General features: G+C 64.2%; 24 protein-coding genes and 1 pseudogene. 12 read left to right on the forward strand and 13 right to left on the reverse strand.

Annotated elements, in window-relative coordinates:
• The coding region (gene uvrA, locus JNN06_RS15260) for an excinuclease ABC subunit UvrA (protein ID WP_291240453.1) at positions 1–2,137 on the forward strand (2,137 nt) is incomplete at its 5' end.
• Between the two features lie 67 nt (positions 2,138–2,204).
• Here uvrA and mmsB read toward each other — a convergent pair.
• The 3 genes and pseudogenes from mmsB to JNN06_RS15275 form a co-directional block, all read right to left on the reverse strand.
• Positions 2,205–3,074 (reverse strand): annotated as a pseudogene (gene mmsB, locus JNN06_RS15265) (3-hydroxyisobutyrate dehydrogenase); the annotation flags it as partial.
• A gap of 3 nt (positions 3,075–3,077) precedes the next feature.
• Positions 3,078–4,103 carry an enoyl-CoA hydratase/isomerase family protein gene (locus JNN06_RS15270; RefSeq protein ID WP_291240454.1) on the reverse strand — a complete coding sequence of 342 codons (1,026 nt, stop codon included), beginning with the start codon at positions 4,101–4,103 and terminating at the stop codon, positions 3,078–3,080.
• Complete coding sequence (locus JNN06_RS15275) at positions 4,103–5,245, reverse strand: acyl-CoA dehydrogenase family protein (RefSeq protein WP_291240455.1); 1,143 nt, start codon at positions 5,243–5,245, stop codon at positions 4,103–4,105. The genes JNN06_RS15270 and JNN06_RS15275 overlap by 1 nt, the downstream gene beginning before the upstream one ends.
• Positions 5,246–5,596: 351 nt before the next feature.
• Between JNN06_RS15275 and JNN06_RS15280 the strand changes: the two genes are divergently transcribed.
• Positions 5,597–7,027 carry an NCS1 family nucleobase:cation symporter-1 gene (locus JNN06_RS15280; protein ID WP_291240456.1) on the forward strand — a complete coding sequence of 477 codons (1,431 nt, stop codon included), beginning with the start codon at positions 5,597–5,599 and terminating at the stop codon, positions 7,025–7,027.
• A 66-nt stretch (positions 7,028–7,093) separates the two neighbouring features.
• Here JNN06_RS15280 and JNN06_RS15285 read toward each other — a convergent pair whose 3' ends face one another.
• Positions 7,094–8,593, reverse strand: coding sequence for a CoA-acylating methylmalonate-semialdehyde dehydrogenase (locus JNN06_RS15285; RefSeq protein ID WP_291240457.1), 1,500 nt, complete (start codon positions 8,591–8,593; stop codon positions 7,094–7,096).
• Between the two features lie 102 nt (positions 8,594–8,695).
• On the opposite strand from JNN06_RS15285, the gene JNN06_RS15290 reads away from it, so the two are divergent.
• From JNN06_RS15290 to coaD, 3 genes are all read left to right on the forward strand, one after another.
• Positions 8,696–9,583, forward strand: coding sequence for a LysR family transcriptional regulator (locus JNN06_RS15290; RefSeq protein WP_291240458.1), 888 nt, complete (start codon positions 8,696–8,698; stop codon positions 9,581–9,583).
• A gap of 50 nt (positions 9,584–9,633) precedes the next feature.
• Positions 9,634–10,068 (forward strand): CBS domain-containing protein, encoded by a 435-nt coding sequence (locus tag JNN06_RS15295; RefSeq protein ID WP_291240459.1) that lies wholly within the window; start codon positions 9,634–9,636, stop codon positions 10,066–10,068.
• Between the two features lie 88 nt (positions 10,069–10,156).
• On the forward strand, positions 10,157–10,660 hold the full coding sequence (gene coaD, locus JNN06_RS15300; protein WP_291240460.1) for a pantetheine-phosphate adenylyltransferase: 504 nt from the start codon (positions 10,157–10,159) through the stop codon (positions 10,658–10,660).
• A gap of 8 nt (positions 10,661–10,668) precedes the next feature.
• Here coaD and JNN06_RS15305 read toward each other — a convergent pair whose 3' ends face one another.
• The gene (locus tag JNN06_RS15305; RefSeq protein WP_291240461.1) at positions 10,669–10,836 is read right to left on the reverse strand and encodes a hypothetical protein; all 168 of its coding nucleotides are present in this window, start codon (positions 10,834–10,836) and stop codon (positions 10,669–10,671) included.
• 194 nt (positions 10,837–11,030) lie between these two features.
• Positions 11,031–12,032, reverse strand: a complete 1,002-nt coding sequence (gene gap, locus JNN06_RS15310; RefSeq protein WP_291240462.1) for a type I glyceraldehyde-3-phosphate dehydrogenase — start codon at positions 12,030–12,032, stop codon at positions 11,031–11,033.
• Between the two features lie 232 nt (positions 12,033–12,264).
• Between gap (JNN06_RS15310) and JNN06_RS15315 the strand changes: the two genes are divergently transcribed.
• Both JNN06_RS15315 and JNN06_RS15320 read left to right on the forward strand, forming a co-directional pair.
• Positions 12,265–13,371, forward strand: a complete 1,107-nt coding sequence (locus JNN06_RS15315) for a transporter substrate-binding domain-containing protein (RefSeq protein ID WP_291240463.1) — start codon at positions 12,265–12,267, stop codon at positions 13,369–13,371.
• A 2-nt stretch (positions 13,372–13,373) separates the two neighbouring features.
• Positions 13,374–14,408, forward strand: coding sequence for a transporter substrate-binding domain-containing protein (locus tag JNN06_RS15320; RefSeq protein ID WP_291240464.1), 1,035 nt, complete (start codon positions 13,374–13,376; stop codon positions 14,406–14,408).
• A 69-nt stretch (positions 14,409–14,477) separates the two neighbouring features.
• Here the strand turns inward: JNN06_RS15320 and JNN06_RS15325 are convergent, their stop codons facing one another.
• Both JNN06_RS15325 and gap (JNN06_RS15330) read right to left on the reverse strand, forming a co-directional pair.
• Entirely contained in the window at positions 14,478–14,621 is a 144-nt protein-coding gene (locus JNN06_RS15325; RefSeq protein WP_291240465.1) for a hypothetical protein, read from the reverse strand.
• Positions 14,622–14,632: 11 nt separating this feature from the next.
• Complete coding sequence (gap, locus tag JNN06_RS15330; RefSeq protein ID WP_291240466.1) at positions 14,633–15,637, reverse strand: type I glyceraldehyde-3-phosphate dehydrogenase; 1,005 nt, start codon at positions 15,635–15,637, stop codon at positions 14,633–14,635.
• 201 nt (positions 15,638–15,838) lie between these two features.
• Here gap (JNN06_RS15330) and JNN06_RS15335 point away from each other — a divergent pair, with 201 nt between their 5' ends.
• Positions 15,839–16,792: a DUF808 domain-containing protein gene (locus JNN06_RS15335; protein WP_291240467.1), complete on the forward strand. Its 954-nt coding sequence runs from the start codon at positions 15,839–15,841 to the stop codon at positions 16,790–16,792.
• Between the two features lie 91 nt (positions 16,793–16,883).
• On the opposite strand, the gene tkt is transcribed toward JNN06_RS15335, so the two are convergent.
• Positions 16,884–18,899 carry a transketolase gene (gene tkt / locus JNN06_RS15340; protein WP_291240468.1) on the reverse strand — a complete coding sequence of 672 codons (2,016 nt, stop codon included), beginning with the start codon at positions 18,897–18,899 and terminating at the stop codon, positions 16,884–16,886.
• A 234-nt stretch (positions 18,900–19,133) separates the two neighbouring features.
• On the opposite strand from tkt, the gene JNN06_RS15345 reads away from it, so the two are divergent.
• Together JNN06_RS15345 and JNN06_RS15350 are read left to right on the forward strand one after the other, a co-directional pair.
• On the forward strand, positions 19,134–19,805 hold the full coding sequence (locus tag JNN06_RS15345; RefSeq protein ID WP_291240469.1) for a hypothetical protein: 672 nt from the start codon (positions 19,134–19,136) through the stop codon (positions 19,803–19,805).
• The gene (locus JNN06_RS15350) at positions 19,798–20,160 is read left to right on the forward strand and encodes a cell division protein ZapA (RefSeq protein WP_291240470.1); all 363 of its coding nucleotides are present in this window, start codon (positions 19,798–19,800) and stop codon (positions 20,158–20,160) included. The genes JNN06_RS15345 and JNN06_RS15350 overlap by 8 nt, the downstream gene beginning before the upstream one ends.
• A gap of 69 nt (positions 20,161–20,229) precedes the next feature.
• Here the strand turns inward: JNN06_RS15350 and grxD are convergent, their stop codons facing one another.
• The 4 genes from grxD to purL form a co-directional block, all read right to left on the reverse strand.
• A complete protein-coding gene (gene grxD, locus JNN06_RS15355) occupies positions 20,230–20,589 on the reverse strand; it encodes a Grx4 family monothiol glutaredoxin (RefSeq protein ID WP_291240471.1) in 360 nt (119 codons plus the stop codon).
• A gap of 170 nt (positions 20,590–20,759) precedes the next feature.
• A complete protein-coding gene (locus JNN06_RS15360; RefSeq protein WP_291240472.1) occupies positions 20,760–21,002 on the reverse strand; it encodes a BolA/IbaG family iron-sulfur metabolism protein in 243 nt (80 codons plus the stop codon).
• Between the two features lie 59 nt (positions 21,003–21,061).
• On the reverse strand, positions 21,062–21,532 hold the full coding sequence (locus JNN06_RS15365) for a GNAT family protein (protein ID WP_291240473.1): 471 nt from the start codon (positions 21,530–21,532) through the stop codon (positions 21,062–21,064).
• A complete protein-coding gene (gene purL, locus JNN06_RS15370; RefSeq protein WP_291240474.1) occupies positions 21,529–23,691 on the reverse strand; it encodes a phosphoribosylformylglycinamidine synthase subunit PurL in 2,163 nt (720 codons plus the stop codon). Before purL ends, JNN06_RS15365 begins: the two co-directional genes overlap by 4 nt.
• A gap of 199 nt (positions 23,692–23,890) precedes the next feature.
• On the opposite strand from purL, the gene JNN06_RS15375 reads away from it, so the two are divergent.
• Positions 23,891–24,286, forward strand: a complete 396-nt coding sequence (locus JNN06_RS15375) for an MAPEG family protein (protein ID WP_291240475.1) — start codon at positions 23,891–23,893, stop codon at positions 24,284–24,286.
• Between the two features lie 30 nt (positions 24,287–24,316).
• Positions 24,317–24,532, forward strand: a 216-nt coding sequence (locus tag JNN06_RS15380) for a YciI family protein (RefSeq protein WP_291240476.1), incomplete at its 3' end; no start/stop codon positions are given.

A 24,532-nucleotide genomic window follows, 5' to 3' on the forward strand; every position in this document is an offset into this window, starting at 1 on the left:
GGCCGAAGGCGAGCCGGAGCGGCGCACCTTTTCGGAGAATTTTGCCTGCCCGGTCTCGGGCTTCACCATCCCGGAGATCGAGCCGCGGCTGTTTTCCTTCAATGCGCCGCTCGGCGCCTGCCCGGCCTGTGACGGCCTGGGGATGGAGCTGTTCTTTGACGAGCGGCTGGTGGTGCCGGATCAGAACCTGACGCTTTCGGGCGGGGCGATTGCGCCCTGGTCGAAATCGAAAAGCCCGTATTTCCTGCAAACCATTGATGCCATTGCCAAACATTACGAGTTTGACAAGAAGAAGAAATGGAAAGACCTGCCCGAAAAGGTGCAGCAGGTGTTTCTGCGCGGCTCGGGCGGTGAGGAGATCCAGTTCCGCTATGACGAGGGCGGTCGGGTCTATCAGGTGAGCCGGGTCTTCGAGGGGGTGATCCCCAATATGGAGCGCCGTTATCGCGAGACTGACAGCGCCTGGTCGCGCGAGGAGATGGAGCGCTATCAGAACAACCGGCCCTGCGGCACCTGCCACGGCTACCGCCTGAAGCCCGAGGCTCTGGCGGTGAAGATTGCCGGGCTGCATGTGGGCCAAGTGGTGCAGATGTCGATCCGCGAGGCCCATGCCTGGATCGCCACTGTGCCCGAGGCGCTGACCAACCAGAAGAATGAAATCGCCCGCGCCATTCTGAAGGAAATCCGCGAACGTCTTGGATTCCTTGTGAATGTGGGCCTCGATTACCTGACGCTGTCGCGCAATGCCGGCACGCTGTCGGGCGGCGAAAGCCAGCGTATCCGGCTGGCAAGCCAGATCGGCTCGGGGCTGACCGGCGTGCTGTATGTGCTGGACGAGCCCAGCATCGGCCTGCATCAGCGCGACAATGACCGGCTTTTGGGCACGCTGAAAGGCCTGCGCGATCAAGGCAATACGGTGCTGGTGGTGGAGCATGACGAGGACGCGATCCGCGAGGCGGATTATGTCTTTGACATGGGCCCCGGCGCGGGCGTGCATGGCGGCGCGGTGGTGGCCCATGGCACGCCGGACCAGATTGCCGCCGATCCCGCCAGCCTGACCGGGCAATATCTGTCCGGCGCGCGCGAGATTGCGGTGCCGCAGGTCCGGCGCAAGGGCAGTGGCAAAAAGCTGACCGTGGTGGGGGCGACGGGGAACAACCTCAAGTCGGTGACGGCCGAGTTCCCGCTGGGGAAGTTTGTCTGCGTCACCGGCGTGTCGGGCGGCGGCAAATCGACCCTGACCATCGAGACGCTGTTCAAGACCGCCGCGATGCGGCTGAACGGCGCGCATGAGACGCCCGCCCCGTGCGAGACGATCAAGGGGTTCGAGCATCTGGACAAGGTGATCGACATTGACCAACGCCCGATCGGGCGCACGCCGCGCTCGAACCCGGCGACCTATACCGGGGCCTTTACCCCGATCCGCGACTGGTTCGCAGGCCTGCCCGAGGCGAAGGCGCGCGGCTATCAGGCCGGGCGGTTCAGCTTCAACGTGAAGGGCGGGCGCTGCGAGGCCTGTCAGGGCGACGGGGTCATCAAGATCGAGATGCACTTCCTGCCCGATGTCTATGTGACCTGCGAGACCTGCAAGGGCCAGCGCTACAATCGCGAGACGCTGGAAATCAAGTTCAAGAACAAGAGCATCGCCGATGTTCTGGATATGACTTGCGAAGATGCGAATGTGTTTTTCCAGGCGGTTCCGGCGATCCGCGACAAGATGGAGGCGCTGTGCCAAGTGGGCCTTGGCTATATCAAGGTCGGGCAGCAGGCCACCACGCTGTCGGGCGGCGAGGCGCAGCGGGTGAAGCTGTCAAAGGAGTTATCGCGCCGGGCCACCGGGCGCACGCTTTATATCCTGGATGAACCGACGACCGGTCTGCATTTCGAGGATGTGCGCAAGCTGTTGGAAGTGCTGCATGAATTGGTCGATCAGGGCAATACGGTGGTGGTGATCGAACACAATCTGGACGTGGTGAAAACGGCGGATTGGGTGATCGACATCGGGCCGGAGGGCGGCGATGGCGGCGGGCAGATCGTGGCTTGCGGCACGCCGGAGGATGTGGCGAAAGTGCCCGAAAGCCATACCGGGCGCTACCTCGCGCCGATGCTGAAACCGCGCCGGGCGGCGGCGGCATGAGACAGGCGGCCCGTGCCGGCCGCCTTTGCAAATTTGCCGGGGGCTGGTTGCAATAATCCCGGGGGCAGCCGCGGGCGCGCGCCGAAAACCGGGGCAACATGGCCGAGAAGTCCATGCCGCGCCCGTCTTCCTCCTCGACAAAGCGGCGATACAGCTCGGCGGCCAGTTGGCCCATCGGCGTGTCGGCATCGGCAGAGACGGCGGCCTGTTGCGACAGGTTAAGGTCTTTCAGCATCAATTCGGCAGCAAAACCGGGCTTGTAGCCAGTGTCGGCAGGCGATTTCGGGCCAATGCCGGGGGCCGGGCAATAGGCATTCATCACCCAGCTATAGCCCGAGGAGGTGGAGACCACATCGAACATCTTCTGCCGGTCCAGGCCCAGCTTGTCCGCCAGCGCGAAGGCCTCGCAGGTGGCGATCATGGTGACCCCGAGGATCATGTTGTTGCAGATCTTGGCGGCTTGCCCGGCGCCGGCGCTGCCGCAATGCACCGCCTTTTGCCCCATGATTGCAAAGAGCGGGGCGACCTTTGCAAAGCTCTCCTCCGGACCGCCCGCCATGAAGGTGAGGGTGCCCGCTGCCGCGCCGCCAACGCCGCCGGAGACCGGCGCATCCAGCGCGCCCAAAGCCGCGCCCTCGGCCAGCGCGGCGACGGCACGGGCGCTGTCGACATCGACGGTGGAGCAATCGCAGAGCACCGCACCGGGGGCCATGACCGGGATCACCTCGGCAGCCACGGCGCGCAGGATGGCGCCATTGGGCAGCATGGTCAGCACGACCTCGGCGCCCGACGCGGCCTCGGCGGCGGTGGCGGCGCGGGTGACGCCCTCCGGCATCGGGGCGGCGAGGTCGAAACCTGCCACCTCATGCCCGGCGCGGGCGAGGTTGGCGGCCATGGGCCCGCCCATATTGCCCAATCCGATGAAGCCGATTTTCATGGGTCACTCCGTAAAGGTGAGGGTTTCAGGACCGAGCGGGGCGAGCAGCGCCGCCACCTCCTCGGGGGTGCCGGGATGCTGCCAGCGCGGGCGGCGATCCTTGTCGATCACCATGGCGCGGATGCCCTCCAGAAAATCGGTGGCGGCCTGCGCGCGATGGGTGACGCGATATTCCAACTCCAGCGCGGCGCGCAGATCGGGGGCAGGGCCGAGGATCTGCTGCATCGCCAGGCTGGTGGCCAGCGCGAGCGGGGCGCCGCGATCCAGCGCTTTCAGCGTGTCGCGGGCAAAGGCGCTGTCTTCGGCGGCGAGCGAGGCGCGCAAGAGCGGCAGGTTGGCGGCGGCGAAATGGTGGTCGATCTGCGCTTGCAGCGCGGGCAGGGGGGCGGCGGGCGGCGGCAGGGCGGCCTCGGCCACCGCCGCCACATCGCCGCTGGCGCAAAGCCGGGCGATCAGCGCGGGCCAATCCGCCTGCGGCACGAAGTGATCGGCGAAGCCGGCATAAATCGCGTCACCCGGCCCCATGCGGGCGCCGGTCAGGCCGAGATAGCGGCCCAGATGGCCGGGGCCGCGCGCCAGCAGGGCCGATCCGCCGACATCGGGCACCAGACCGATGGCGCATTCGGGCATGGCGATTTGCGCCGTCTCGCCCGCGATGCGGTGGCTGGCATGGCAGGCCACACCCACCCCGCCGCCCATGCAGAACCCCTGCACCAGAGAGATGACGGGCTTGGGATAGGCGCCGATCCGGGCATTCATCCGGTATTCGTCGCGCCAGAAGGCCTGCCCGTAAGCGGCATTGCCGCGCAGCCCCTCGGCGTAAAGTTCGGCAATGTCGCCCCCGGCGCAGAAGGCGCGCTCGCCCTCGGCGTCGATCACCACCAGCGCCACGGCGGGATCGGCGGCCCAGGCCACCAGCGCGGCATCCAGCGCCTTGCACATCTCATAGCTGAGCGCATTGAGCGCCGCCGGGCGGGTGAGGGTGGCGCGCCCGGCGCGGCCCTCGATGCGGAGCGAAATATCGGCCATCACTTGCCCCCGATCAGGCTGCGCGCGACGATCAGGCGCATGATTTCATTGGTGCCTTCCAGAATTTGATGCACGCGCAGATCGCGCACGATCTTTTCAATGCCGTAATCGGCCAGATAGCCATAGCCGCCATGCAGTTGCAGGCAGTCATTGGCGACCTCGAAGGCGGCATCGGTGACCAGCACCTTGGCCATGGCGCAGAATTTGGTGGCCTGCGGGTCGGCCTTGTCCAGCAGCCAGGCGGCCTGACGCAGGAAGGTGCGGGCCGATTGCAGCCGGATCTCGGCCTCGGCCAGACGGAATTGCAGCGCTTGGAACTGGTCAAGCCTTTGGCCGAAGGCGCGGCGTTCGGCCATATAGGCGAGGGTTCTGTCCAGCGCCGCCTGCGCCCCGCCCAGGGCGGAGGCCGCGATATTGAGCCGCCCGCCATCCAAGCCCGCCATGGCATAGGCAAAGCCCTTGCCCTCGACCCCCAGCAGGTTTTCGGGCGGCGTCAGGCAGTCGTCAAGCTGCACCTGCCGGGTGGGCTGCGCGCGCCAGCCCATCTTTTTCTCCAGCCCCCCGAAAGACAGGCCCGCGCTGCCATCCTCGACCACGAAGGCAGAAATGCCTTTGGGGCCTTCGCCGCCCGACCGGGCCATGACGATGTAAAGATCGGAATAGCCACCGCCCGAGATGAAGGCCTTGGTGCCGGTCAGGCGCCAGCCCTCGGCTGTGGCCTGCGCGCGGGTTTTCAGCGCGGCGGCATCCGACCCGGCGCCGGGCTCGGTCAGGCAATAGGAGGCGAGCCGCGTCATGGCACAAAGATCGGGCAGCAGGCGGGCTTTCATCGCCTCGGTGCCGAATTTGTCGATCATGCCCGCGCACATGTTGTGGATCGAGAGCAGCGAGCCGACCGAGGGACAGGCCATGGCGAGGGCCTCGAAGACCAGCGTGGCATCAAGCCGGCTGAGGCCAGAGCCGCCGTGCTCCTCGGAGACATAGATGCCGCCCAAGCCCAGTTCGGCCAGTTTGGGCCAGAGCGTTTTGGGAATCGTCCCGGCCTCATCCCAGTGCAGCGCATGGGGGGCGATGTTTTCGGCGCCGAATCCCTGCGCCATGTCGAAAATGGCCTGCTGTTCCTCGGAGAGGGCAAAATCCATCGCATGGCTCCTTTCTGCGGGCGTCGCGGGCCTGTCTATTGCGCAATCCTTTCAGGAATTTTGCAAGCGGGGCCAAGACTTGCATTTTCTTTGGGCAGGCGCGAAAAACGGCGCCCGCCAGCGGCGCCAGCCCTTGCAAAATGCGGGAAATTCACTTGCCCGATCCGAAGCTTTTTCAAAAATTCCCGAAAAGACCCATCCGAAATGCGCGGATTGTTGCCAAGGCCCCTTGGGCGCATGGTGCCACCACCCGAAAGCGCGCGGGTCCGGCCCGGTCATGGTGCGCGCCCATGGCCGGGACCAACAACCATAAGCCGGTCCCTGCGGATCGGCCACAGGAAGGGACATGCGATGCAGCTGACGAACCCGTCACCATCCCTGCATAATGAGGATCTCGCCCCGGCGACCGAGCGCAAATGGGGCGCCTTTTCCATTTTCAACGTCTGGACATCGGATGTGCATAGCCTTTGGGGCTATTATCTGGCGGCCAGCCTGTTTCTGCTGTGCGGCAGTTTTCTGAACTTCGTGCTGGCCATCGGTCTGGGATCGCTGGTGATCTTTTTCCTGATGTCGCTGGTCGGCAATGCCGGGGTGCGCACGGGCGTGCCTTTCCCGGTGCTGGCGCGGGCCTCGTTCGGGGTGTTCGGCGCTAATGCCCCCGCGATGGTGCGGGCGGTGGTGGCCTGTTTCTGGTATGGCGCGCAGACGGCGGCGGCCTCGGGCGCCATCGTGGCGCTGCTGATCCGCAGCCCGGCCATGCTGGAATTCCACCAGACCAGCCAGATGCTGGGCCATTCCACGCTGGAGGTGATCTGCTATGTGCTGGTCTGGGCCGCGCAGCTGATGATCATTCAGCGCGGCATGGAGACGGTGCGCAAGTTCCAGGATTGGGCCGGGCCTGCGGTCTGGATCATGATGCTGTTCCTTGCCATCTATCTGGTGGTGAAATCGGGCACGTTCAGCTTTGGCGCCGAGATCCCGCAGGATGTGCTGCTGGCGGCCACCAAGGATGCGGGCGTGCCGGGCGCGCCGGGCAGCTTTGCCGCGCTGGCGGCGGTGGCGGCCACCTGGATCACCTATTTCGCCGCGCTGTACCTGAATTTCTGCGATTTCAGCCGCTATGCCACCGATGAGGCGGCCCTGCGCAAGGGCAATCTGTGGGGCTTGCCGGTGAACCTTCTGGCCTTCTGCCTTGTGGCGGGGGTGACCACCACGGCGGCTTTCGCGGTGTATGGCGAGGTCTTGCTGCATCCCGACCAGATCAGCGCCAAGTTCGACAGCTGGTTCCTGGCGCTGCTGGCGGCGCTGACCTTCACGGTGGCGACGCTGGGCATCAATGTGGTGGCGAATTTCGTGTCGGCGGCCTTTGACATCTCGAACGTCTTCCCCTCGAAGATCAGCTTCAAGGGCGGCGGTTATATCGCGGCGCTGATTGCGCTGGTGCTGTATCCTTGGGCGCCGTGGGAAACCGGGGCCGCGCATTTCGTGAACTTCATCGGCTCGACCATGGGTCCGATCTTCGGCATCATGATGGTGGATTATTACCTGATCCGCAAAGCGCAGCTGAATGTGAATGCGCTGTATCAGGAGCAGGGCGAGTTCCGCTTTGAGGGCGGCTGGCATGTGAAGGCCTTTATCGCGCTGGCGATCGGGATGCTGTTCTCCTCGATCCTGCCCACCTTCACCACGCTGTTGCCCAGCTGGTGGGGCGTCTATGGCTGGTTCTTTGGGGTGGCAATTGGCGGGGCGGTGTATTACGCGCTGCGCGCCAGCAGCCGCTAACCCCTGACAATATAAATGAAAAAGGGCGGGGAAATCCCCGCCCTTTGTCTTGAAGGCTGTGATGGATCAATCCAGCGCCTTGAAGTTCAGCGCCGCCCCATCCTTGATCCCCGAGAACCAGCGCGCGGTCACGGTCTTGGTCTTGGTGTAGAAGCGGAAGGCATCCGGGCCATATTGGTTCAGGTCGCCGAAGGCCGATTTCTTCCAGCCGCCGAAGGTGTAATAGCTGAGCGGCACCGGGATCGGGAAGTTGATGCCGACCATGCCGACATTCACGCGCGATGCGAAATCGCGCGCGGTGTCGCCATCGGCGGTATAGATGGCGGTGCCATTGCCATATTCGTTGTCGATCACCAGTTGCAGCGCGTCCTCGTAGTTGCCCGCGCGCACCACCGACAGAACCGGCCCGAAGATCTCCTGCTTGTAGATCTCCATATCCGGGGTCACGTCGTCGAACAGGGTCGCGCCGACATAAAAGCCGTTCTCATAGCCTTGCAGCTTGAGGTCGCGGCCATCGACCACCAGTTTGGCGCCCTGATCGACGCCGGAATTGATCAGGCCCAGAATGCGCTCTTGCGAGGCCTTGGTGATGACCGGGCCAAAGTCGATGTCCTCGCCCGCCGTATAGGGGCCGACCTTCAGCTTTTCGATGCGCGGCAGCAGGGCGGCCACCAGCTTGTCGGCGGTTTCCTGACCGACCGGCACCGCGACCGAGATCGCCATGCAGCGCTCGCCCGCCGCGCCATAACCGGCGCCGATCAGCGCATCGGCGGCCTTTTCAATGTCGGCATCGGGCATGATCAGCATGTGGTTCTTGGCACCGCCGAAGCACTGGGCGCGTTTGCCATTGGTGGCGGCGCGGCCATAGATATACTGCGCGATCGGGGTGGAGCCCACAAAGCCCACGGCCTGAATGGTTTCGCTGTCCAGCAGGCCATCCACAGCCAGCTTGTCACCGTTCACCACTTGCAGCACACCATCGGGCAGGCCGGCCTCCTTGAACAGTTCCGCCAGACGCAGCGCGGTGGAGGGGCAACGCTCGGACGGTTTCAGGATCATCGCATTGCCGGCGGCGATGGCGGGCGACATTTTCCACAGCGGGATCATGGCGGGGAAGTTGAAGGGGGTGATGCCCGCCACAACGCCAAGCGCCTGACGCATGGAATACAGGTCGATGCCGGGGCCTGCGCTATCGGTGAATTCGCCCTTGAGGAGGTTCGGCAGGCCCATGCAGACCTCCACCACCTCCAGCCCGCGCTGCACATCGCCGCGGGCATCGGGCAGGGTCTTGCCATGCTCGCGCGAGACCAGCTCGGCCAGCTCGTCCATATGGGCGTTGATCAGACGGCCGAATTCCATGAACACGCGGGCGCGGCGCTGCGGGTTGGTGGCGCCCCATTTCAGTTGCGCTTTTTCAGCATCGGCAATGGCTTGCGCCAGCTCGGCCTCGGAGGCCAGCGCGACGCGGGCCTGAATTTCGCCGGTGGCGGGGTTGTAGACATCGGCAAACTTGCCCGAGGTGCCCGCAACCATCTTGCCGTTGATCCAGTGACCGATCTCTTTCATGGAATCCTCCCATTGGGTTGTGGCAGCACCTTAGCCTTGCATTTTCGCCCGGAACAGCGGCAAGATTTCAAATATGTTTTGCAGATTTGCAAAGGTGCCGGGATGGATTGGGACGATCTGAAACTGTTTCTGGCGGTGGCGCGGGCCGAAAGCCTGTCGGGCGCGGGCAAGGCCTTGCGGGTGGACCCGGCCACGGTGGGGCGGCGGGTGGCGCGGCTGGAAGAGGCGCTTGGCGCGCGGCTCTTTGCCAAAAGCCCGCAAGGCTATGCCCTGACCGAGGCGGGCGCCCGCATCCTCGCCCATGCCGAGGCGGCGGAACTGGCGGTGACCGGCGCGGCCGAGGAATTGCGCGGGCAGGATCAGGGGCTGACCGGGCAAATCCGCATCGGGGCGCCGGATGGCTGCGCCAATTACCTGTTGCCGCAGGTTCTGGCCCGGATTTGTGACGCCAATCCGGGGCTGGAGGTGCAGATCGTGGCGCTGCCGCGTGTCTTCAACCTGTCAAAACGCGAGGCCGATATGGCGATTGGCGTGTCGCGTCCGGTGACGGGGCGGCTGACGGTGCAGAAACTGGCGGATTACAGCCTCAGCCTTGCCGCGACAGAAGGCTATCTGGCCGCCCATCCGCCGATCACCGCGCCCGAGGATCTGCATGCGCATCGCGTGATCGGCTATATTCCCGACATGATCTTTGACAAGGAGCTGGATTATCTGGGGCAATTGGGGCTGACACAGGTGCCTTTGGCCTCGAACTCGGTTTCGGTGCAGCTGAACTGGCTGCGCCACGGGGCGGGGGTCGGCGTGGTGCATGATTTCGCCCGCCCTTCGGCGCCCGAACTGGCGCGGGTGCTGCCTGCGCTGCGGCTCACGCGCAGTTTCTGGCTGATCCGCCATGCCGATGACGGCAGGGTGGCGCGATTGAACCGTTTTGCCGATCAACTGGCGGCTGAAATCCGGAAAGAAGTGGCGCGGCTTGAAGCTGCCGCTTGACAGAAAATTGCGCAGGCGCAAGGCTTTCGGAAAGGAAGAAGGAGGCCCCCATGCATGTTGCGCAGATTCTGAAGACGAAACCGGCCAGCGAGGTGATCACCGTCACCCCCGGCACCAGCGTGGCCGAGCTGGCCCATGTGCTGTCGGTGCGCAAGATCGGGGCGGTGGTGGTCTCGCCCGACGGGCAGCGCGTGGCGGGGATCGTGTCGGAACGCGATGTGGTGCGCGAGCTGGGCAAGCGCGGCGCCGCCTGTCTGGCCGATACGGTGGACAGCCTGATGACCACCCGGATCGTCAGCTGCACGGCGCAGGAAACCACCCATGACGTGCTGCAAAAGATGACCGACGGGCGGTTCCGCCACATGCCGGTGATGGAGGGCGAGGTGATGGTGGGCTTCATCTCGATCGGCGATGTGGTGAAATCGCGGCTGATGGAGCTGGCGGCGGAAAAGGACGCGCTGGAAGGCATGATCAAGGGCTTCTGAGCCGCAGATGCCGCAGCGCGGCGCTTTGGCACTTGCCAAGCGCCGCGCAATATTGTTGCGTGGCCCGGCAGAGGCAGGGAGGGAACCCATGCGCATCGGTCTTTATCCGGGGACGTTTGACCCGATCACGCTGGGCCATGTCGATATCATCCAGCGCGCGGTGCAGCTGGTGGACCGGCTGGTCATCGGCGTGGCGATCAACCGCGACAAGGGGCCGATGTTCCGGCTGGAAGAGCGCGTGGCCATGGTGGAGGCCGAATGCCGCGCGATCAGCGCCGCCTGTGGCGGGGCCGAGATCGTGGTGCATCCGTTCGAGAACCTGCTGATTGATTGCGCCCGCGATGTGGGGGCGGGGGTCATCATCCGGGGCCTGCGGGCGGTGGCGGATTTTGAATATGAATTCCAGATGGTTGGCATGAACCGCGCGCTGGATAGCAGCATCGAGACCGTGTTCATGATGGCCGATGCGCGGCGGCAGGCCATTGCCTCCAAACTGGTGAAAGAGATCGCCCGGCTGGGTGGTGACGTGTCGAAATTCGTCACCCCCGCCGTGCATGAGGCGCTGCGCGAGCGGCTGCACCCCCAAGGCTGAGGCGCGCCTCAGGCGCGGCCGTAGACCGCCTCATAGGCGATGCGGCTGGCGTCGCCGGGGTAAATGTTCAGGTCCAGCGCCACATCCAGCGGCATGCGGGCGATCTCGTCGCGCGTGCGCAGGAAGCGGGCGCGCTTGTCGGCGGCGGATTTCAGGCGTTCGATCAGGGTCGTCATGGTCTTTCCTTCCCGGTCCGGGATCATCTGCGGGCGGGCTCGCCCGGGTGGCGGGGCGTATCCCCGGCCACAGGGGAAAGATGGGGCAGGATGGTGGCGCTAACAAGCCGTTGCGCTGCAATGCCGCATTGCAGCGGCTGCATGGCAAAACGGGCGCCCAAGGGCGCCCGCTGCAACTTGATCTGGTGATCCGTTCAGATCAGCTTGCCCATCGCCACAGCCGTGTCGGCCATGCGGTTCGAGAAGCCCCATTCATTGTCATACCAGCTGAGGATCGACACGAATGTGCCGTCCATCACCTTGGTCTGATCCATGTGGAAGACCGAGGAATGCGGGTCGTGATTGAAATCCGACGACACGTTCTTGTAGTCGGTATAGCCCAGAATGCCCTTCAGCCGGCCATTTGCCGCGGCCTTGATGGCGGCATTCACCTCCTCGACCGAGGTTTCGCGCTTGGCAATGAATTTCAGATCCACCACCGAGACATTCGGCGTCGGCACACGGATGGCGAAGCCGTCAAGTTTGCCCTTCAGCGCGGGCAGCACCAGCCCCACGGCCTTGGCGGCGCCCGTGGAGGTCGGGATCATCGACAGCGCCGCCGCGCGGCCGCGATAGAGATCCTTGTGCATCGTGTCCAGCGTCGGCTGGTCGCCGGTATAGGAGTGGATGGTGGTCATCATCCCCTTTTCGATGCCGATCACCTCATTCAGCACCGAGGCCACGGGCGACAGGCAATTGGTGGTGCAAGAGGCGTTCGACACCACCAGATCGGCGCTGGTGAGCGTGTCATGGTTCACACCATAAACGATGGTCTTGTCGGCACCGTCACCGGGGGCCGAGATCAGCACGCGCTTGGCGCCATTTTCCAGATGGGCGAGGCATTTTTCCTTGCTGGTGAAAATGCCGGTGCATTCCATCACCACATCGACATCCGACCAGGGCAGGTCGGCGGGATTGCGCAGCGCGGTGACGCGGATGCGACCGCGGCCCACATCCATCCAGTCCTCGCCGGTGGTCACGGAGGCGGGAAAGCGGCCATGCACGGAATCAAAGCGCAGCAGATGGGCATTGGTTTCCACCGGGCCCAGATCGTTGATCGCCACGACCTCGATGTCGGTGCGGCCCGATTCGATGATGGCGCGCAGCACATTGCGCCCGATCCGACCGAAGCCGTTGATTGCCACTTTGACGGTCATCGCTGTCTCCCATGCGCAGACTGACGGGCGCGGGCGATGATTCCGCCGCGCCGGATGAAATAATCTGATAGCGCTAACATGCGCATTTCCCGCAAAAGATCAACGGCAAACATCGCTGCGCCCGAGAAAGGCTGGTTGCCGCCCCAAGATGTTGCGTGCGCCTTCCTCACGACAACTTGACCTAGGGGCCGGAATCCTGAAATGTGCGCGCAAAAATCTGGGGAGATGTGACGTGTCGTTCAAAATGACCACGCTTTTTGCGGTCGCGGGTCTGGCTGTGCTGATGGCCTCTGGCGCCGGGGCGCAGACCTGCGGAGGCACCTATGAGGTGCAATCCGGCGACAGCCTGTCGATGATTGCCGACCGCCTCTACAAGGATGCGGGCAAGTGGACGGCCATCCACCAGAACAATGTCTCCAAACTGGGCGAGCGCGCCGACCGGCTGCTGGTGGGCATGAAGCTGGACCTGCTGTGCATCAACGGCTTGCCCACCGGGCTGGAGGGCGGTCAGCCACTGGATAGCGCCGTGGCCGCTGCGGCTGAGGCCGCCGCGCCCAAGGCCGAGCCGCTGGCAGTGACGCTGCCAGCCTCGGCCAATCTGCACAAGCTGACCTTCATCACCTCGGATGATTACGCCCCCTTCACCGATCGCAAACTGCCCGAGGGCGGCATGATGACCGATGTGGTGCAGCAGGTGATGACCGAAGCGGCGCCGCCGCAGGGCTTTTCGGTGCAATGGGTGAATGACTGGAGCGCGCATCTGGATACGCTGCTGCCGCAGGGCCTGGTCGATGCGTCTTTCCCCTGGTTCAAGCCGCGCTGCGAGACCAACCCCGAGGAATATCGCTGCCAGAACTTCCTGTTCTCGGACCCGTTGTTCGAGGTGCTGGAACTGGCCTATGTCGACAGCACCAAGGGGCTGAAACTGGAAACCGACGCCGATTTTGAGGGCAAGACCCTGTGCCGGATGAGCGGCTATGCCGCCTGGGCGCTGGATCAGGATGGCCGCAACTGGGTGAAGGACAACAAGATCAAGCTGGAGCGCCCGGCCCGCGTGGGCGATTGTTTCCAGATGCTTGTGGATGGCAAGGTCGATGTGGTGATGATCGACGAATTTGCCGGTCGCGCCGCGCTGCGCGAGATGGGCCTGTCAGAGCGGGTGAAGCCGCTGGATCGGCCCTTGTCGGTGGAAACCATTCACCTTCTGGTCAGCAAGGCCGATCCCGAAGGGCAGGCGATCATCGACATGTTCAACCTCGGCATGAAGCGTCTGCGGGACAAGGGCGCCTATCAACGCCTGATCGGTGCGCATCTGTCGCGCATCTGGTCGGAGGGCTGAGGATGCGCAGACAGGCTCTTTACGCGGGCGCCGCCACGCTGTGCGGCTTGCTGGCGCTGGCTGGCGCGGCGGCGGCGCAAAGCTGCGACGTAACCTATAACACCGTCGCGGGCGATACGCTGACGGAGCTGGCCCGCCGCACCTATGGCGATGCCGACCAATGGTCGCTGATCTATTATGCGAATATCACGGCCTTTTCCGGCGGACAGACCGATCTTGCACCGGGGACGGAGGTGTTCATCCCCTGTCTGCCGGGCCATAGCGCACCCGACCCGGCCCCCTTGCAGCAGGATGGGGCCGATCTGCGCTTTGTCACCGCGACGGAACTGCCCTTGCTGACCGATCAGAGTGGCGCAGGCGGCGGCATGCTGACCGAGGTGATCAATGCGGTGATGGAGGCGACGCCAAACCCGGTGCCCTATGCGGTGATCTGGGACGAGGATCGCAGCCACCATCAACCCATGCTGGAGGCGATGGAGGCAGATATGGGCTTCCCCTGGCGGCGGCCTGACTGCACGGCCAGGCCCGACCATCCGCATTGCATTGGCTATTTCTGGTCCGAGCCGCTGTTCGTGCTGCCGGTGCAGCTGTTTGTCACCCAAGGCGGCGGCATGAGCTTTGCCTCGGATGAGGATCTGGAGGACAAGACCCTCTGCCTTGCAGAAACGGACGAGGCCCCCTGGCTGGATGCGGGCGGGCGCAACCTGCTGGCGGATGGCCATGTGACCGTGACCCGCGCGGCGGATTTCGGCGCTTGCCTGGATCTGCTGCTGGCGGGGGAGGTGGATGCGGTGCCCGAGGATATTTTCTCAGGCGTGGATCAGGTCTATCAGCGCGGCCTGCGCGGGCAGGTGACGGCGCTGGAGCGTCCGATTGGCACCGAGTCGCTGCATGTGGTGATCTCGCGCCAGCATTGGCGCGGCACGACGCATCTCTATCGGGTGAATGCCGGTCTAGCCGCCATCAAGGCCTCGGGGCGCTATGACGAGATCGTCAACCGCCATCTGGGGCAGTATATGGCGAAGATCCGCGGCTGATTTGCAAAGCGGTTTTGCATCATCTGCAAATTGCAAAGGCCCTCCCGAAGCGGAGGGCCTTTTCGCATCTCAGCGCCAGAAGATCAGATATTCCATCAGGTCCAGCATTTTGCGAGCCAGAAACAGCAAGACCCCTCCGCCATTGGCGAAGAGGTCTGCGGCGATCAGAAGCGCGAAGATCGCGCCGAGGATGATGGCAAGTCGGTCGGTCACGACCCCTCCGGTTACTGGAGGAGCCGCCCCATCGCGCCAGCCACATCGGCCATACGGCAGGAAAAGCCCCATTCATTGTCATACCAGGCCAGCACGCGAACGGTGCGCCCGCCCACGACCTTGGTCTGGTCTGGGGCGAAGATAGACGAATGATTGGTGTGATTGAAGTCAATCGACACCTTGGGCTCGGGATCATAGGCCAGAACCATGCCCATATAGCCGGCAGCGGCCTCGCGCACGATCTCGTTCACGTCCTGCACCGTGACATCCTTGGAGGCCACGAAGGTCAGATCGACCGCCGAGACATTCGGGGTCGGCACGCGGATGGCGGAACCGTCCAGGCGGCCCTTCAGCTCGGGCAGCACTTCGCCAATGGCCTTGGCGGCGCCGGTCGAGGTGGGGATCATCGCCATGGCGGCGGCGCGGGCGCGATACAGATCCTTGTGGCGGCGGTCCAGCGTCGGCTGGTCGCCCGTATAGGAGTGGATCGTGGTCATGATGCCGGATTCGATGCCGATGGCATCATTCAGCACCTTGGCCAGCGGCGCGAGGCAGTTGGTGGTGCAGGACCCATTCGACACCACCAGATGATCGAGGCTCAGCTGGCGGTGGTTCACACCGTAAACCACGGTCTTGTCGGCATTCTTGGCGGGGGCCGAGACCAGAACGCGCTTGGCGCCACGGGTCAGGTGAACGGCGGCTGCGTCGCGGGCATTGAACTTGCCGGTGCATTCCAGCACGACATCGACGCCTTCCCAATCCAGCTCTTCGGGGTTGTAGGTCGAGAACACCCGGATCGGGCCACGGCCCAGATCCAGCGTGTTGCCCTCCACCTTCACCGCGCCGGGGAAGCGGCCATGCACCGAATCGTATTTCAGCAGATGGGCATTGGTTTCAATCGGCCCGGTCGCGTTGATCGCCACCACCTGCACGTCATTGCGGCCCGATTCCGCGATATGGGCGAGCGTGCAGCGCCCGATCCGGCCGAACCCATTGATGGCAACAGTGATGGTCATGCGCATGCTCTCCCGAGTCTGATCCCGAATTGCGCTTGGGGATACACGCGGATGCCGCAGGCGCAAAGCAGAAAAACGACTGTTTTTCATGATGTTAGCGCAAACCATAGGTGTTTTCGCTAACATGGGGGCAAGATTGGCATCTTTCCGCGCGGGGCTGGCTTCGCTACTGTGCGGCAAAACTTTTCAGAGGATATGCGGATGAGCGGATTGCTTGCGCTGCTGGATGATGTGGCGGCGATTGCCAAAGTGGCGGCGGCCTCGGTGGATGATGTGGCGGCGGCGGCGGCCAAGGCCGGGTCCAAGGCGGCGGGGGTGGTGATCGACGACGCGGCAGTGACACCGAAATATGTGCACGGGTTTTCGGCGGATCGCGAATTGCCGATCATCTGGCGCATCGCCAAGGGCAGCCTGAAAAACAAGCTGATCGTGCTGCTGCCGGGCCTGCTGTTGCTGAACACCTTTGCGCCCTTTGTCATCACGCCGCTGTTGATGCTGGGCGGGGCCTATCTCTGCTTTGAAGGCGCCGAGAAGGTGCTGCATATGTTCGCCCCCCATGCCGATGCCGAGGTGGAGGCCGATTTCGACACCAAAGACCCCGCGCATCTGGAAGAAGAAAAGGTCGCGGGCGCGATCAAGACCGATTTCATCCTCTCGGCGGAGATCATGACGATCGCGCTGGCCGCGATCCCCGAAAGCACGATCTGGATGGAGGCGATCACGCTGGCCGTGGTGGGCACGCTGATCACCGCGGCTGTCTATGGCGCGGTGGCGTTGATCGTGAAGATGGACGATGTGGGCCTGCATATGGCCAAGGGCCAGCTGGGCGCCAGCCGGGCCATCGGGCGCGGGCTGGTGGCGGGGATGCCCAAGCTGATGGCGTTTCTGTCCACGGTCGGCACGCTGGCGATGCTGTGGGTGGGCGGCAATATCGTGATCCATGGCCTGCATACGCTTGGGCTGCACGAGCCCTATGGCAGCATTCACCACCTGGCCGAAGTTGCGGCCCATGCGGTGCCTGCCAGCCTGCAAGGCTTTGTGAACTGGCTGGTGACGGCCACCTGTGACGGCGTGCTGGGCCTTGGCCTCGGCCTGTTGATCGTGCCGCTGGTGACGCGGGTGCTGCTGCCGATGCTGGGCAAGCAAGCACATTGAACCTCACAGACAGACAGCAAAAAGGGCCGCGCGATGCGGCCCTTTCTCGTTTTGGGTCATTCGATTTTTCGACGAAAAATCGCGCCCGGCGTCACAGCAGCGCTTTGGCCTTCGCCACGGTCGCTTCGGCGGTGATGCCGAATTCCGCATACAGGCGCTCTGCCGGGGCGGAGGCGCCGAAGGAGGACATGCCGACGAAATCGGCCTTGGCCTCGCGCCCGCGCTCGCCCAGCAGCCAGCGATCCCAGCCCATGCGCACACCGGCCTCGATGGCGATGCGGGCGGGGCCGGCAGGCAGCACCTTCTTGCGATAAGCCTCGTCCTGTGCGGCGAACAGCTCCATGCAGGGCATGGAGACGACGCGGGTGCCGATGCCTTCGGCCTCCAGCATCTCCCTGGCCTTCAAGGCGATTTCCACCTCGGTGCCGGTGGCGATCAGGATCACCTGACGCTTGGCCACCGCCTCGGCCAGCACATAGGCGCCCTTGGCCGTCAGGTTCTGGTTGCTGTGGGTCTTGCGCACCGCCGCCACGCCCTGACGGCTGAGCGCCATGACCGAAGGCGTGGTCTTGGTCGAAAGCGCCAGTTCCCAGGCCTCGGCCACTTCCACCAGATCGGCGGGGCGGAACACCCAGGTGTTGGGGGTCGCACGGCTGATCGCCAGATGCTCGACCGGCTGGTGGGTCGGGCCATCTTCGCCCAGGCCGATGCTGTCATGGGTCATCACATAGACCACCGGCACCTGCATCAGCGCCGAAAGGCGCATCGCGGGGCGGGCATAGTCGGTGAAGCACATGAAGGTGCCCGAATAGGGCCGCACGCCGCCATGCAGCGCCATGCCGTTCATCGCGGCGGCCATGCCATGCTCGCGGATGCCCCAATAGACATAGCGACCCTTGCGGTTCAGCGGGTCAAACACGCCCAGATCGGCGGTCTTGGTGTTGTTCGACCCGGTGAGGTCGGCAGAGCCGCCAATGGTTTCCGGCATCACCGGGTTCACGGCAGCCAGAACCACCTCGGAGGCCGAGCGGGTGGCCAGCTTTTTCGGCGCCTCGACAGCGGCTTTCTTCACGCCGCGAATGGCGCTGGCCAGCTTGGCGGGTGCATCGCCCGAAAAGAGCCGGGTGAATTCGGCCTGTTTGCCGGCGGGCAGGGCGGCCAGACGGGCGGCCCATTCGGCATGGGCGGCGGTACCACGGGCGGCGGTGGCCTCCCAGGCGGCTTTCACATCGGCGGGGATCACGAAGGGGCCATGATCCCAGCCATAAACGGCGCGGGTATCGGCGATCAGCTGCTTGTCGGTCAGCGCGCCATGGCCTTTCGAGGTGTCCTGCGCCGAGGAGCCAAGCGCGATATGGGTCTTGCAGGCGATCAGCGCCGGGCGGGGCGAGCGCTTCGCCTTGTCGAGCGCCGCGTCGATCTCCACCGGATCATGGCCGTCGCATTCGAACACATCCCAGCCGCTGGCCGCAAAGCGCGCCTTCTGGTCGGTCACATCCGACAGCTCGACCTTGCCGTCGATGGTGATGCCGTTATTGTCCCACAGCACGATCAGGCGCGAGAGCTGATGCTTGCCCGCGATGCCGATGGCCTCCTGGCTCACGCCCTCCATCAGACAGCCATCGCCCGCGATGACATAGGTGAAATGGTCCATCAGCTTGGCACCATAGCGCGCGCGCAGCGATTCCTCGGCCATGGCAAAGCCCACGGCATTCGAGATGCCTTGGCCCAGCGGGCCGGTCGTGGTCTCCACGCCCTCCAGATGGCCATATTCGGGGTGACCGGCGGTGCGGGCGCCCCATTGGCGGAAGTTTTTCAGCTCGTCCAGCGTGGCCTGCTTGTAGCCCGTCAGGTGCAGCAGGCTGTAGATCAGCATCGAGCCATGGCCCGCCGACAGGATGAAACGGTCGCGGTTCGGCCAGAACGGCGCAGCGGGATCGAAGTTCAGGTGCTTTTCAAACAGCACCGTCGCCACATCGGCCATACCCATCGGCATGCCGGAATGGCCGGAATTGGCGGCGGCGACCGCATCCAGCGTCAGCACGCGGATGGCGCAGGCTTTCTTCCAATGGTCGGGGTGCTGGGCGCGCAGGCTGGCGATATCCAAGGCGGCGATCCTTATATATGTCGGGCTCTCGGGCAGTGTCCTACCAGCCCCGGCGCCAAGATCAAGCAAATGGCGGATATTCGCGCCGGAAAAACGCTGCCCGGGGGGCGCAATCCCGCCAATCTTTGCGTTAAGATCGGTCAGACACGGCCCGTTGCGATTCGCGCCTCCGGTTTCGGGGGGCATGTCACAGGTGTTGGGCCCAAATGGGAAAACCCGAAGAAGGCTGAGAGCATGACCGATTTGGCAGAGCTGGAGCGCAGGATCATCGCGGCACTGGCGCGTGTGGATGCGGGGCTCGACCGGCTGCGGGCGCAGGCGGCTGAGGTCGCCGAGGAGCCGGCGCCGAAACTCGCCACCGCAGAAGCGCCGATGGCGGTAGAGGCCCCAGTGACAGGGGCCCCAGTGGCAGAAAGCGCAGCGGCAGAGGCCATCGGCGGCGCCGATCCCTGGGTGGCAGAGGCTGAGCCGGAGGGTGCGGATGCCGAACCGGCTGCGGCCTCGGCCGCGCCCGGGGACGAGGCCGCGCTGGAGGCGCTGCGGGCCGAGCTTGCCGCAGAAAAGGCGCAAGTGGCCGCGCTGAGTGACCGTATCCGCACGCTCAAGGGCCGCGAAAGCCGCAATGAGGCGGCTTTGCAGGCCCGGATTGATCAATTGACCAAGCAACTGGATGTGCAGGGGCTGGAATTGCACCGCCTGCGCAAAAGCATGATCCAGCTGCGCGAGGCGCTGCGGGTCTTGCGCGAGGGCTCGGATGGCGCCTGTGTCGATGCGGCCATGATCAACAAGGCCATGCTGGCCGAGCTGGAGGGGCTGCGCGCGGCGCGGTCCTCGGAAACGGTGGAGCTGGAGGAGATCATCGCCGAGCTTGCCGCCCTGACCGGAGAGGAGAAGGCCGATGCCTGAGGTCACCATCATCATTGGCGGGCGCGAATTTCCCGTGGCCTGTCAGGCGGGGGAAGAGCATTTCCTGCGCTCGGCTGCCGCCATGCTGGATGCCGAGGCGGCGCCGCTGGTGCAACAGATGGGCCGCCTGCCCGAAGCGCGGATGCTGTTGATGGCGGGCTTGATGCTGGCGGACAAGACCGCGGCGCTGGAAGACGAGATGCGCGGGCTGAAGGCGCGGCTCGCCGGGCTGGAGGCGCAGGCCACGCCCGAGCCGGTGCGGATCGAGGTGCCGGTGGTGCCGCCGCAGGTCAGCCAGACGCTGAGCGAGATTGCCCAACGGGCCGAGGCTTTGGCGGCAAAAGTGGAAGCCTGAAACCATGAAAAAGCCCGCCGGAAGGCGGGCTTTGCAGTTGCAAACCGTCAGATTTGCAAATTCTCGCGATCAGGCATTCGCTTCGCGGATCTTGTCGGCGGCTTCCTTGTTGAAGGCGATGCCATTGGTCTCGAACAGCCCGTCCAGCTCGCCCGAGATCGTCATCTCGGTCACGATGTCGCAGCCGCCGACGAATTCGCCCTTCACATAAAGCTGCGGAATGGTCGGCCAGTCGGAGAAATCCTTGATGCCCTGACGAATTTCGGCATCGGCCAGCACATTCACATCGGCAAATTCAACGCCCATGTAATTGAGAATGCCCGCCACGCGGCTGGAAAAGCCACATTGCGGCATCATCTTGGTGCCCTTCATGAACAGCACCACGTCATTCTTGCTGATCGTCTCGCGGATCTGGTCCTGCGCGCTCATACCCGTTGTTCCCTTTTCGCTCTCCAGCGGTTGATCCGGCGCTGCCGTATCCAGCCCCCGCTGCCATATCTGATGAAAAGCGCCAGTTCTTTGCAAAAGTCCAGCGCCACCAAAATTCGCAATCCCGCGTTAAGAAAGCGCAACCCGGCCTCCAACGCATCCATTGCAGCTTACTCCGGCGCCTTGGTGGTCAGTGCCAGCGCATGCAATTCGCCATTGGCCCCATCCATCTTGCCCTTGAGGCTGGCATAGACCGCGCGCTGTTGCTGCACCCGGTTCATGCCCTTGAAGCTGGCGTCGATCACCTCGGCCGCCCAATGATTGCCGTCACCTGCGAGGTCGGTAATGGTGATCTGCGCCTGCGGGAAACTTTCCCGGATCAGCGCCTCGATGTCCTTGCCTTCCATGGCCATGGTCGTCTCCTGTCCTTCCGGATCAATCTAGGATGCAGGCGGGGGCACCGCAAGGCGGCTCATGCCTGGCTTTGCAGGTCACGCCATTCCCGCGCGAGCAAGGCGTAAAAAATGCAGTCCACCCAATGACCATCACTGCGCTGCCAGCATTCGCGCCAGATGCCTTCCTGCACAAAGCCCGCTTTCTGGAAGAACCGTTTGGCGCGCTCATTGTCAGCGGTGCAATCCAAACCCAACCGATGCGCCTTGCGGTGAACGAACAGCTCGACCAGCAAGGTATCCAGAAACGGGCGCCCTTGCCCGGGACGTTGCACCGCAAATTCGCGCAAGCCCCAAACCTCAGGCAGCCATTCTGTCAGGACCGCAAAGCCCGCCGGACCGTCCTGCTCCAGCCAGAGCAGCAGATTGCCCTCGGTCTGAAGCGCCTCAATCTCGCCGGGATCGGGGGGATCAAGGTAGGCGCTATTGCTTTCTGCGGTCCAGAGGGCGCGCACGAAGCCCAGTTCTTCGCTGCTCGCCCGCCGGATCATCCTTCAATGGCCGCGGCAAAGGCGCCTCGATAGAGCGCCGAGAGATCGGCCAGCGCGGCGCTGTCGGTGCCCAGCGTCACAGTGGTGCCGCCGAACCGGCCCACGCGCAGGACCGGCACGCCGGTGGTCAGTGCGGCGGCCTCGATGGCTTGCGCGCCCTCTTCCGAGACGGCGAGCAGATAGCGCGCCTGATCCTCGCCAAAGAGGGTCGGGATGTCGCCCGCATCAAGGCTCAGGCCCAGACCCGCGCCCTCGGCCATTTCAAAGGCCGCCAGCGCCAGACCGCCATCGCCCAGATCGGTGCAGGCGCGCACCGAGGCGCGGATGCTGCGCAGGAAATCGCCATGGCGCTTTTCCGCGTCCAGATCGACGGAGGGCGCATCGCCCGCTTCGATGCCAAAGGCCTCGGCCAGCAGCGCCGACTGGCCCAGATGGCCGAAAGTCTCGCCGATCAGCAGGGCGATGTCGCCCTGAACCGGCTGGCCCGCGATCAGATCGTCAAGGCTGGACAGAATGCCGACCGCGCCGATGGTGGGCGTGGGCAGAATGGCCGAACCGTCGGTCTCGTTGTAAAGCGAGACGTTGCCAGAGACGATGGGCATATCCAGCGCCGCGACAGCCGCGCCGATGCCTTTGATGGCGCCGACGAATTGGCCCATGATTTCAGGCTTTTCCGGGTTGCCGAAATTCAGGTTGTCGGTGGTGGCCAGCGGCAGGGCGCCCACGGCGGTCAGGTTGCGATAGGCCTCGGCCACGGCCTGCTTGCCACCCTCGAACGGGTTGGCACGCACATAGCGCGGCGTCACGTCGCTGGTGAAGGCCAGCGCCTTCCCGGTGCCATGCACCCGCACAACCCCCGCCGCCATGCCGGGGCGGATCACGGTATCGGCGCCGACCTGGCTGTCATATTGCTCCCAGACCCAGGCCTTGTGGGCATAGGAGGGGCTGGAGATCAGCGTCTTCAGCGCGTCGATGGCGCCGATGGCCGGCACCTCGCCCAGGGGCGCGGCGGGCGGGGTTTCGACCCAGGGCCGGTCATATTCCGGTGCGCTGGATGACAGTTTCGACAGCGGCAGATCGGCCTTCACCTCGCCATTCAGCAGGATCAGGAAGCGGTCCTCCGGGATGGTCTCGCCGACAATTGCAAAGTCGAGATCCCATTTTGCAAAGATCGCCCGCGCCTCGGCCTCTTTCTCGGGTTTCAGCACCATGAGCATGCGCTCCTGGCTTTCGGACAGCATCATCTCATAGGCGGTCATCGCCGCCTCGCGCTGCGGCACGGCATCGAGGTTCAGCTTGATGCCAAGGCCGCCCTTGTCGCCCATCTCGACCGCCGAGCAGGTCAGACCGGCCGCGCCCATATCCTGAATGGAGATGACCGCGCCCGAGCCCATCAGCTCCAGGCTGGCTTCCAGCAGGCGCTTTTCGGTGAAGGGGTCGCCAACCTGAACGGTGGGGCGTTTTTCCTCGATCGTGTCATCGAATTCGGCCGAGGCCATGGTGGCTCCGCCAACGCCGTCGCGGCCCGTCTTGGCGCCGAGATAGACCACCGGCATGCCGACGCCCGAGGCGACCGAATAGAAAATCTTGTCGCTGTCAGCGATGCCCGCGGCAAAGGCATTGACCAGGCAATTCCCGTTATAGCTGCGGTGGAAGCGCACTTCGCCGCCCACGGTCGGCACGCCGAACGCATTGCCATAGCTGCCGATACCCTCGACCACGCCTTTCACCAGATGGCTGGTTTTCGGATGCGAGGGCAGGCCGAAGCTCAGCGCGTTCATCGCGGCAATCGGGCGGGCGCCCATGGTGAAGACATCGCGCAGAATGCCGCCCACGCCGGTGGCCGCGCCCTGATGCGGCTCGATATAGGAGGGGTGGTTGTGGCTTTCCATCTTGAAGATGACGGCTTGCCCGTCGCCGATATCCACCACGCCCGCATTCTCGCCGGGGCCGCAAATCACCTGCGGGCCGGTGGTGGGCAGGGTGCGCAGCCATTTCTTCGAGGATTTGTAGGAGCAATGCTCGTTCCACATCGCCGAGAAGATGCCCAGCTCGGTGAAGGTCGGCGCGCGGCCGATGATCTCGAGGATGCGCTGGTATTCATCGGGTTTGAGGCCATGCGAAGCGATCAGCTCGGGGGTGATTGCGGGGTCGGTCATGGCATCCCTCATCTGTGAAAGGCCGAAATCTGCGGGCTTGTGCGCCTCTTAGGGTATCCGGGCCAAGCGGGAAAGGTGCGTGGGGGCATCGCAAACCAACTTTTTTCGCCGGAGACGAAATTTTTTCGGATGCGCCTGTCGAAATCGGCAAGGCTGGCGCGTCCTTGGGACATCGGAAACGCAAAACAGGATTTGCAACATGACCTCTCTGACGATTACCGCTGTTTACGCGCTGCCGCTGGCGGCCATCTATCTGGTGCTGTGGTTCCGCGTGACCCAGATGCGGGCCGCGCTTGGGATATCGATCGGGGATGCGGGCAACCCGACCCTGCATGAACGCATCCGCTGCCATGGCAATTTTGTCGAATGGGTGCCGATGGTGCTGATCCTCATGATCATCGCCGAGTCGCTGGGGGCCGATGCGATCTATGTGCATATCAGTGGCGCGCTGCTGGTGCTGGGGCGGCTGGCCCATCCCTTCGGGTTGAAGGCCGAAAAGGCGACGCATGTGCTGCGCATTGTCGGCAACAGCGCCAATATCCTGGCGACGCTGAATGTGATGGTGTGCCTGGCCGTGCGCAGCCTGGGCTTTTGATCTGCAATTTGCAAACTGGAGGACGTGACTATGCAATATATGGCTTTGATCTATACCGACCCGGCGCTGGAACCCAGCTGGGGCACCCCGGAATTCGATGCGATGATGAAGGGCTATTTCGCCGTCAATGACGCGCTGAAGGCGGCGGGGCATCTGGTCGCAGGCGAGGGGCTGAAAGGGGTGGAGACGGCCATCTCGCTGCGTCTGCGCGGCGGCAAGGTGGAAACCATGGATGGCCCCTTTGCC

The organism is Gemmobacter sp., assembly GCF_016792925.1.
Lineage (GTDB): Bacteria > Pseudomonadota > Alphaproteobacteria > Rhodobacterales > Rhodobacteraceae > Gemmobacter.

What these genes read in the sequence shown, in the direction of transcription:
- JNN06_RS15305 (WP_291240461.1), bottom strand. Translation starts at nt 10,836, where the DNA reads ATGACGACCCTGATCGAACGCCTGAAATCCGCCGCCGACAAGCGCGCC.
- JNN06_RS15375 (WP_291240475.1), top strand. Translation starts at nt 23,891, where the DNA reads ATGACCTCTCTGACGATTACCGCTGTTTACGCGCTGCCGCTGGCGGCC.
- JNN06_RS15280 (WP_291240456.1), top strand. Translation starts at nt 5,597, where the DNA reads ATGCAGCTGACGAACCCGTCACCATCCCTGCATAATGAGGATCTCGCC.
- grxD (WP_291240471.1), bottom strand. Translation starts at nt 20,589, where the DNA reads ATGAGCGCGCAGGACCAGATCCGCGAGACGATCAGCAAGAATGACGTG.
- JNN06_RS15365 (WP_291240473.1), bottom strand. Translation starts at nt 21,532, where the DNA reads ATGATCCGGCGGGCGAGCAGCGAAGAACTGGGCTTCGTGCGCGCCCTC.
- JNN06_RS15350 (WP_291240470.1), top strand. Translation starts at nt 19,798, where the DNA reads ATGCCTGAGGTCACCATCATCATTGGCGGGCGCGAATTTCCCGTGGCC.
- purL (WP_291240474.1), bottom strand. Translation starts at nt 23,691, where the DNA reads ATGACCGACCCCGCAATCACCCCCGAGCTGATCGCTTCGCATGGCCTC.
- coaD (WP_291240460.1), top strand. Translation starts at nt 10,157, where the DNA reads ATGCGCATCGGTCTTTATCCGGGGACGTTTGACCCGATCACGCTGGGC.
- JNN06_RS15320 (WP_291240464.1), top strand. Translation starts at nt 13,374, where the DNA reads ATGCGCAGACAGGCTCTTTACGCGGGCGCCGCCACGCTGTGCGGCTTG.
- JNN06_RS15285 (WP_291240457.1), bottom strand. Translation starts at nt 8,593, where the DNA reads ATGAAAGAGATCGGTCACTGGATCAACGGCAAGATGGTTGCGGGCACC.
- JNN06_RS15345 (WP_291240469.1), top strand. Translation starts at nt 19,134, where the DNA reads ATGACCGATTTGGCAGAGCTGGAGCGCAGGATCATCGCGGCACTGGCG.
- gap (WP_291240462.1), bottom strand. Translation starts at nt 12,032, where the DNA reads ATGACCGTCAAAGTGGCAATCAACGGCTTCGGTCGGATCGGGCGCAAT.
- JNN06_RS15295 (WP_291240459.1), top strand. Translation starts at nt 9,634, where the DNA reads ATGCATGTTGCGCAGATTCTGAAGACGAAACCGGCCAGCGAGGTGATC.
- JNN06_RS15275 (WP_291240455.1), bottom strand. Translation starts at nt 5,245, where the DNA reads ATGGATTTTGCCCTCTCCGAGGAACAGCAGGCCATTTTCGACATGGCG.
- JNN06_RS15335 (WP_291240467.1), top strand. Translation starts at nt 15,839, where the DNA reads ATGAGCGGATTGCTTGCGCTGCTGGATGATGTGGCGGCGATTGCCAAA.
- JNN06_RS15360 (WP_291240472.1), bottom strand. Translation starts at nt 21,002, where the DNA reads ATGGCCATGGAAGGCAAGGACATCGAGGCGCTGATCCGGGAAAGTTTC.
- JNN06_RS15270 (WP_291240454.1), bottom strand. Translation starts at nt 4,103, where the DNA reads ATGGCCGATATTTCGCTCCGCATCGAGGGCCGCGCCGGGCGCGCCACC.
- JNN06_RS15290 (WP_291240458.1), top strand. Translation starts at nt 8,696, where the DNA reads ATGGATTGGGACGATCTGAAACTGTTTCTGGCGGTGGCGCGGGCCGAA.
- gap (WP_291240466.1), bottom strand. Translation starts at nt 15,637, where the DNA reads ATGACCATCACTGTTGCCATCAATGGGTTCGGCCGGATCGGGCGCTGC.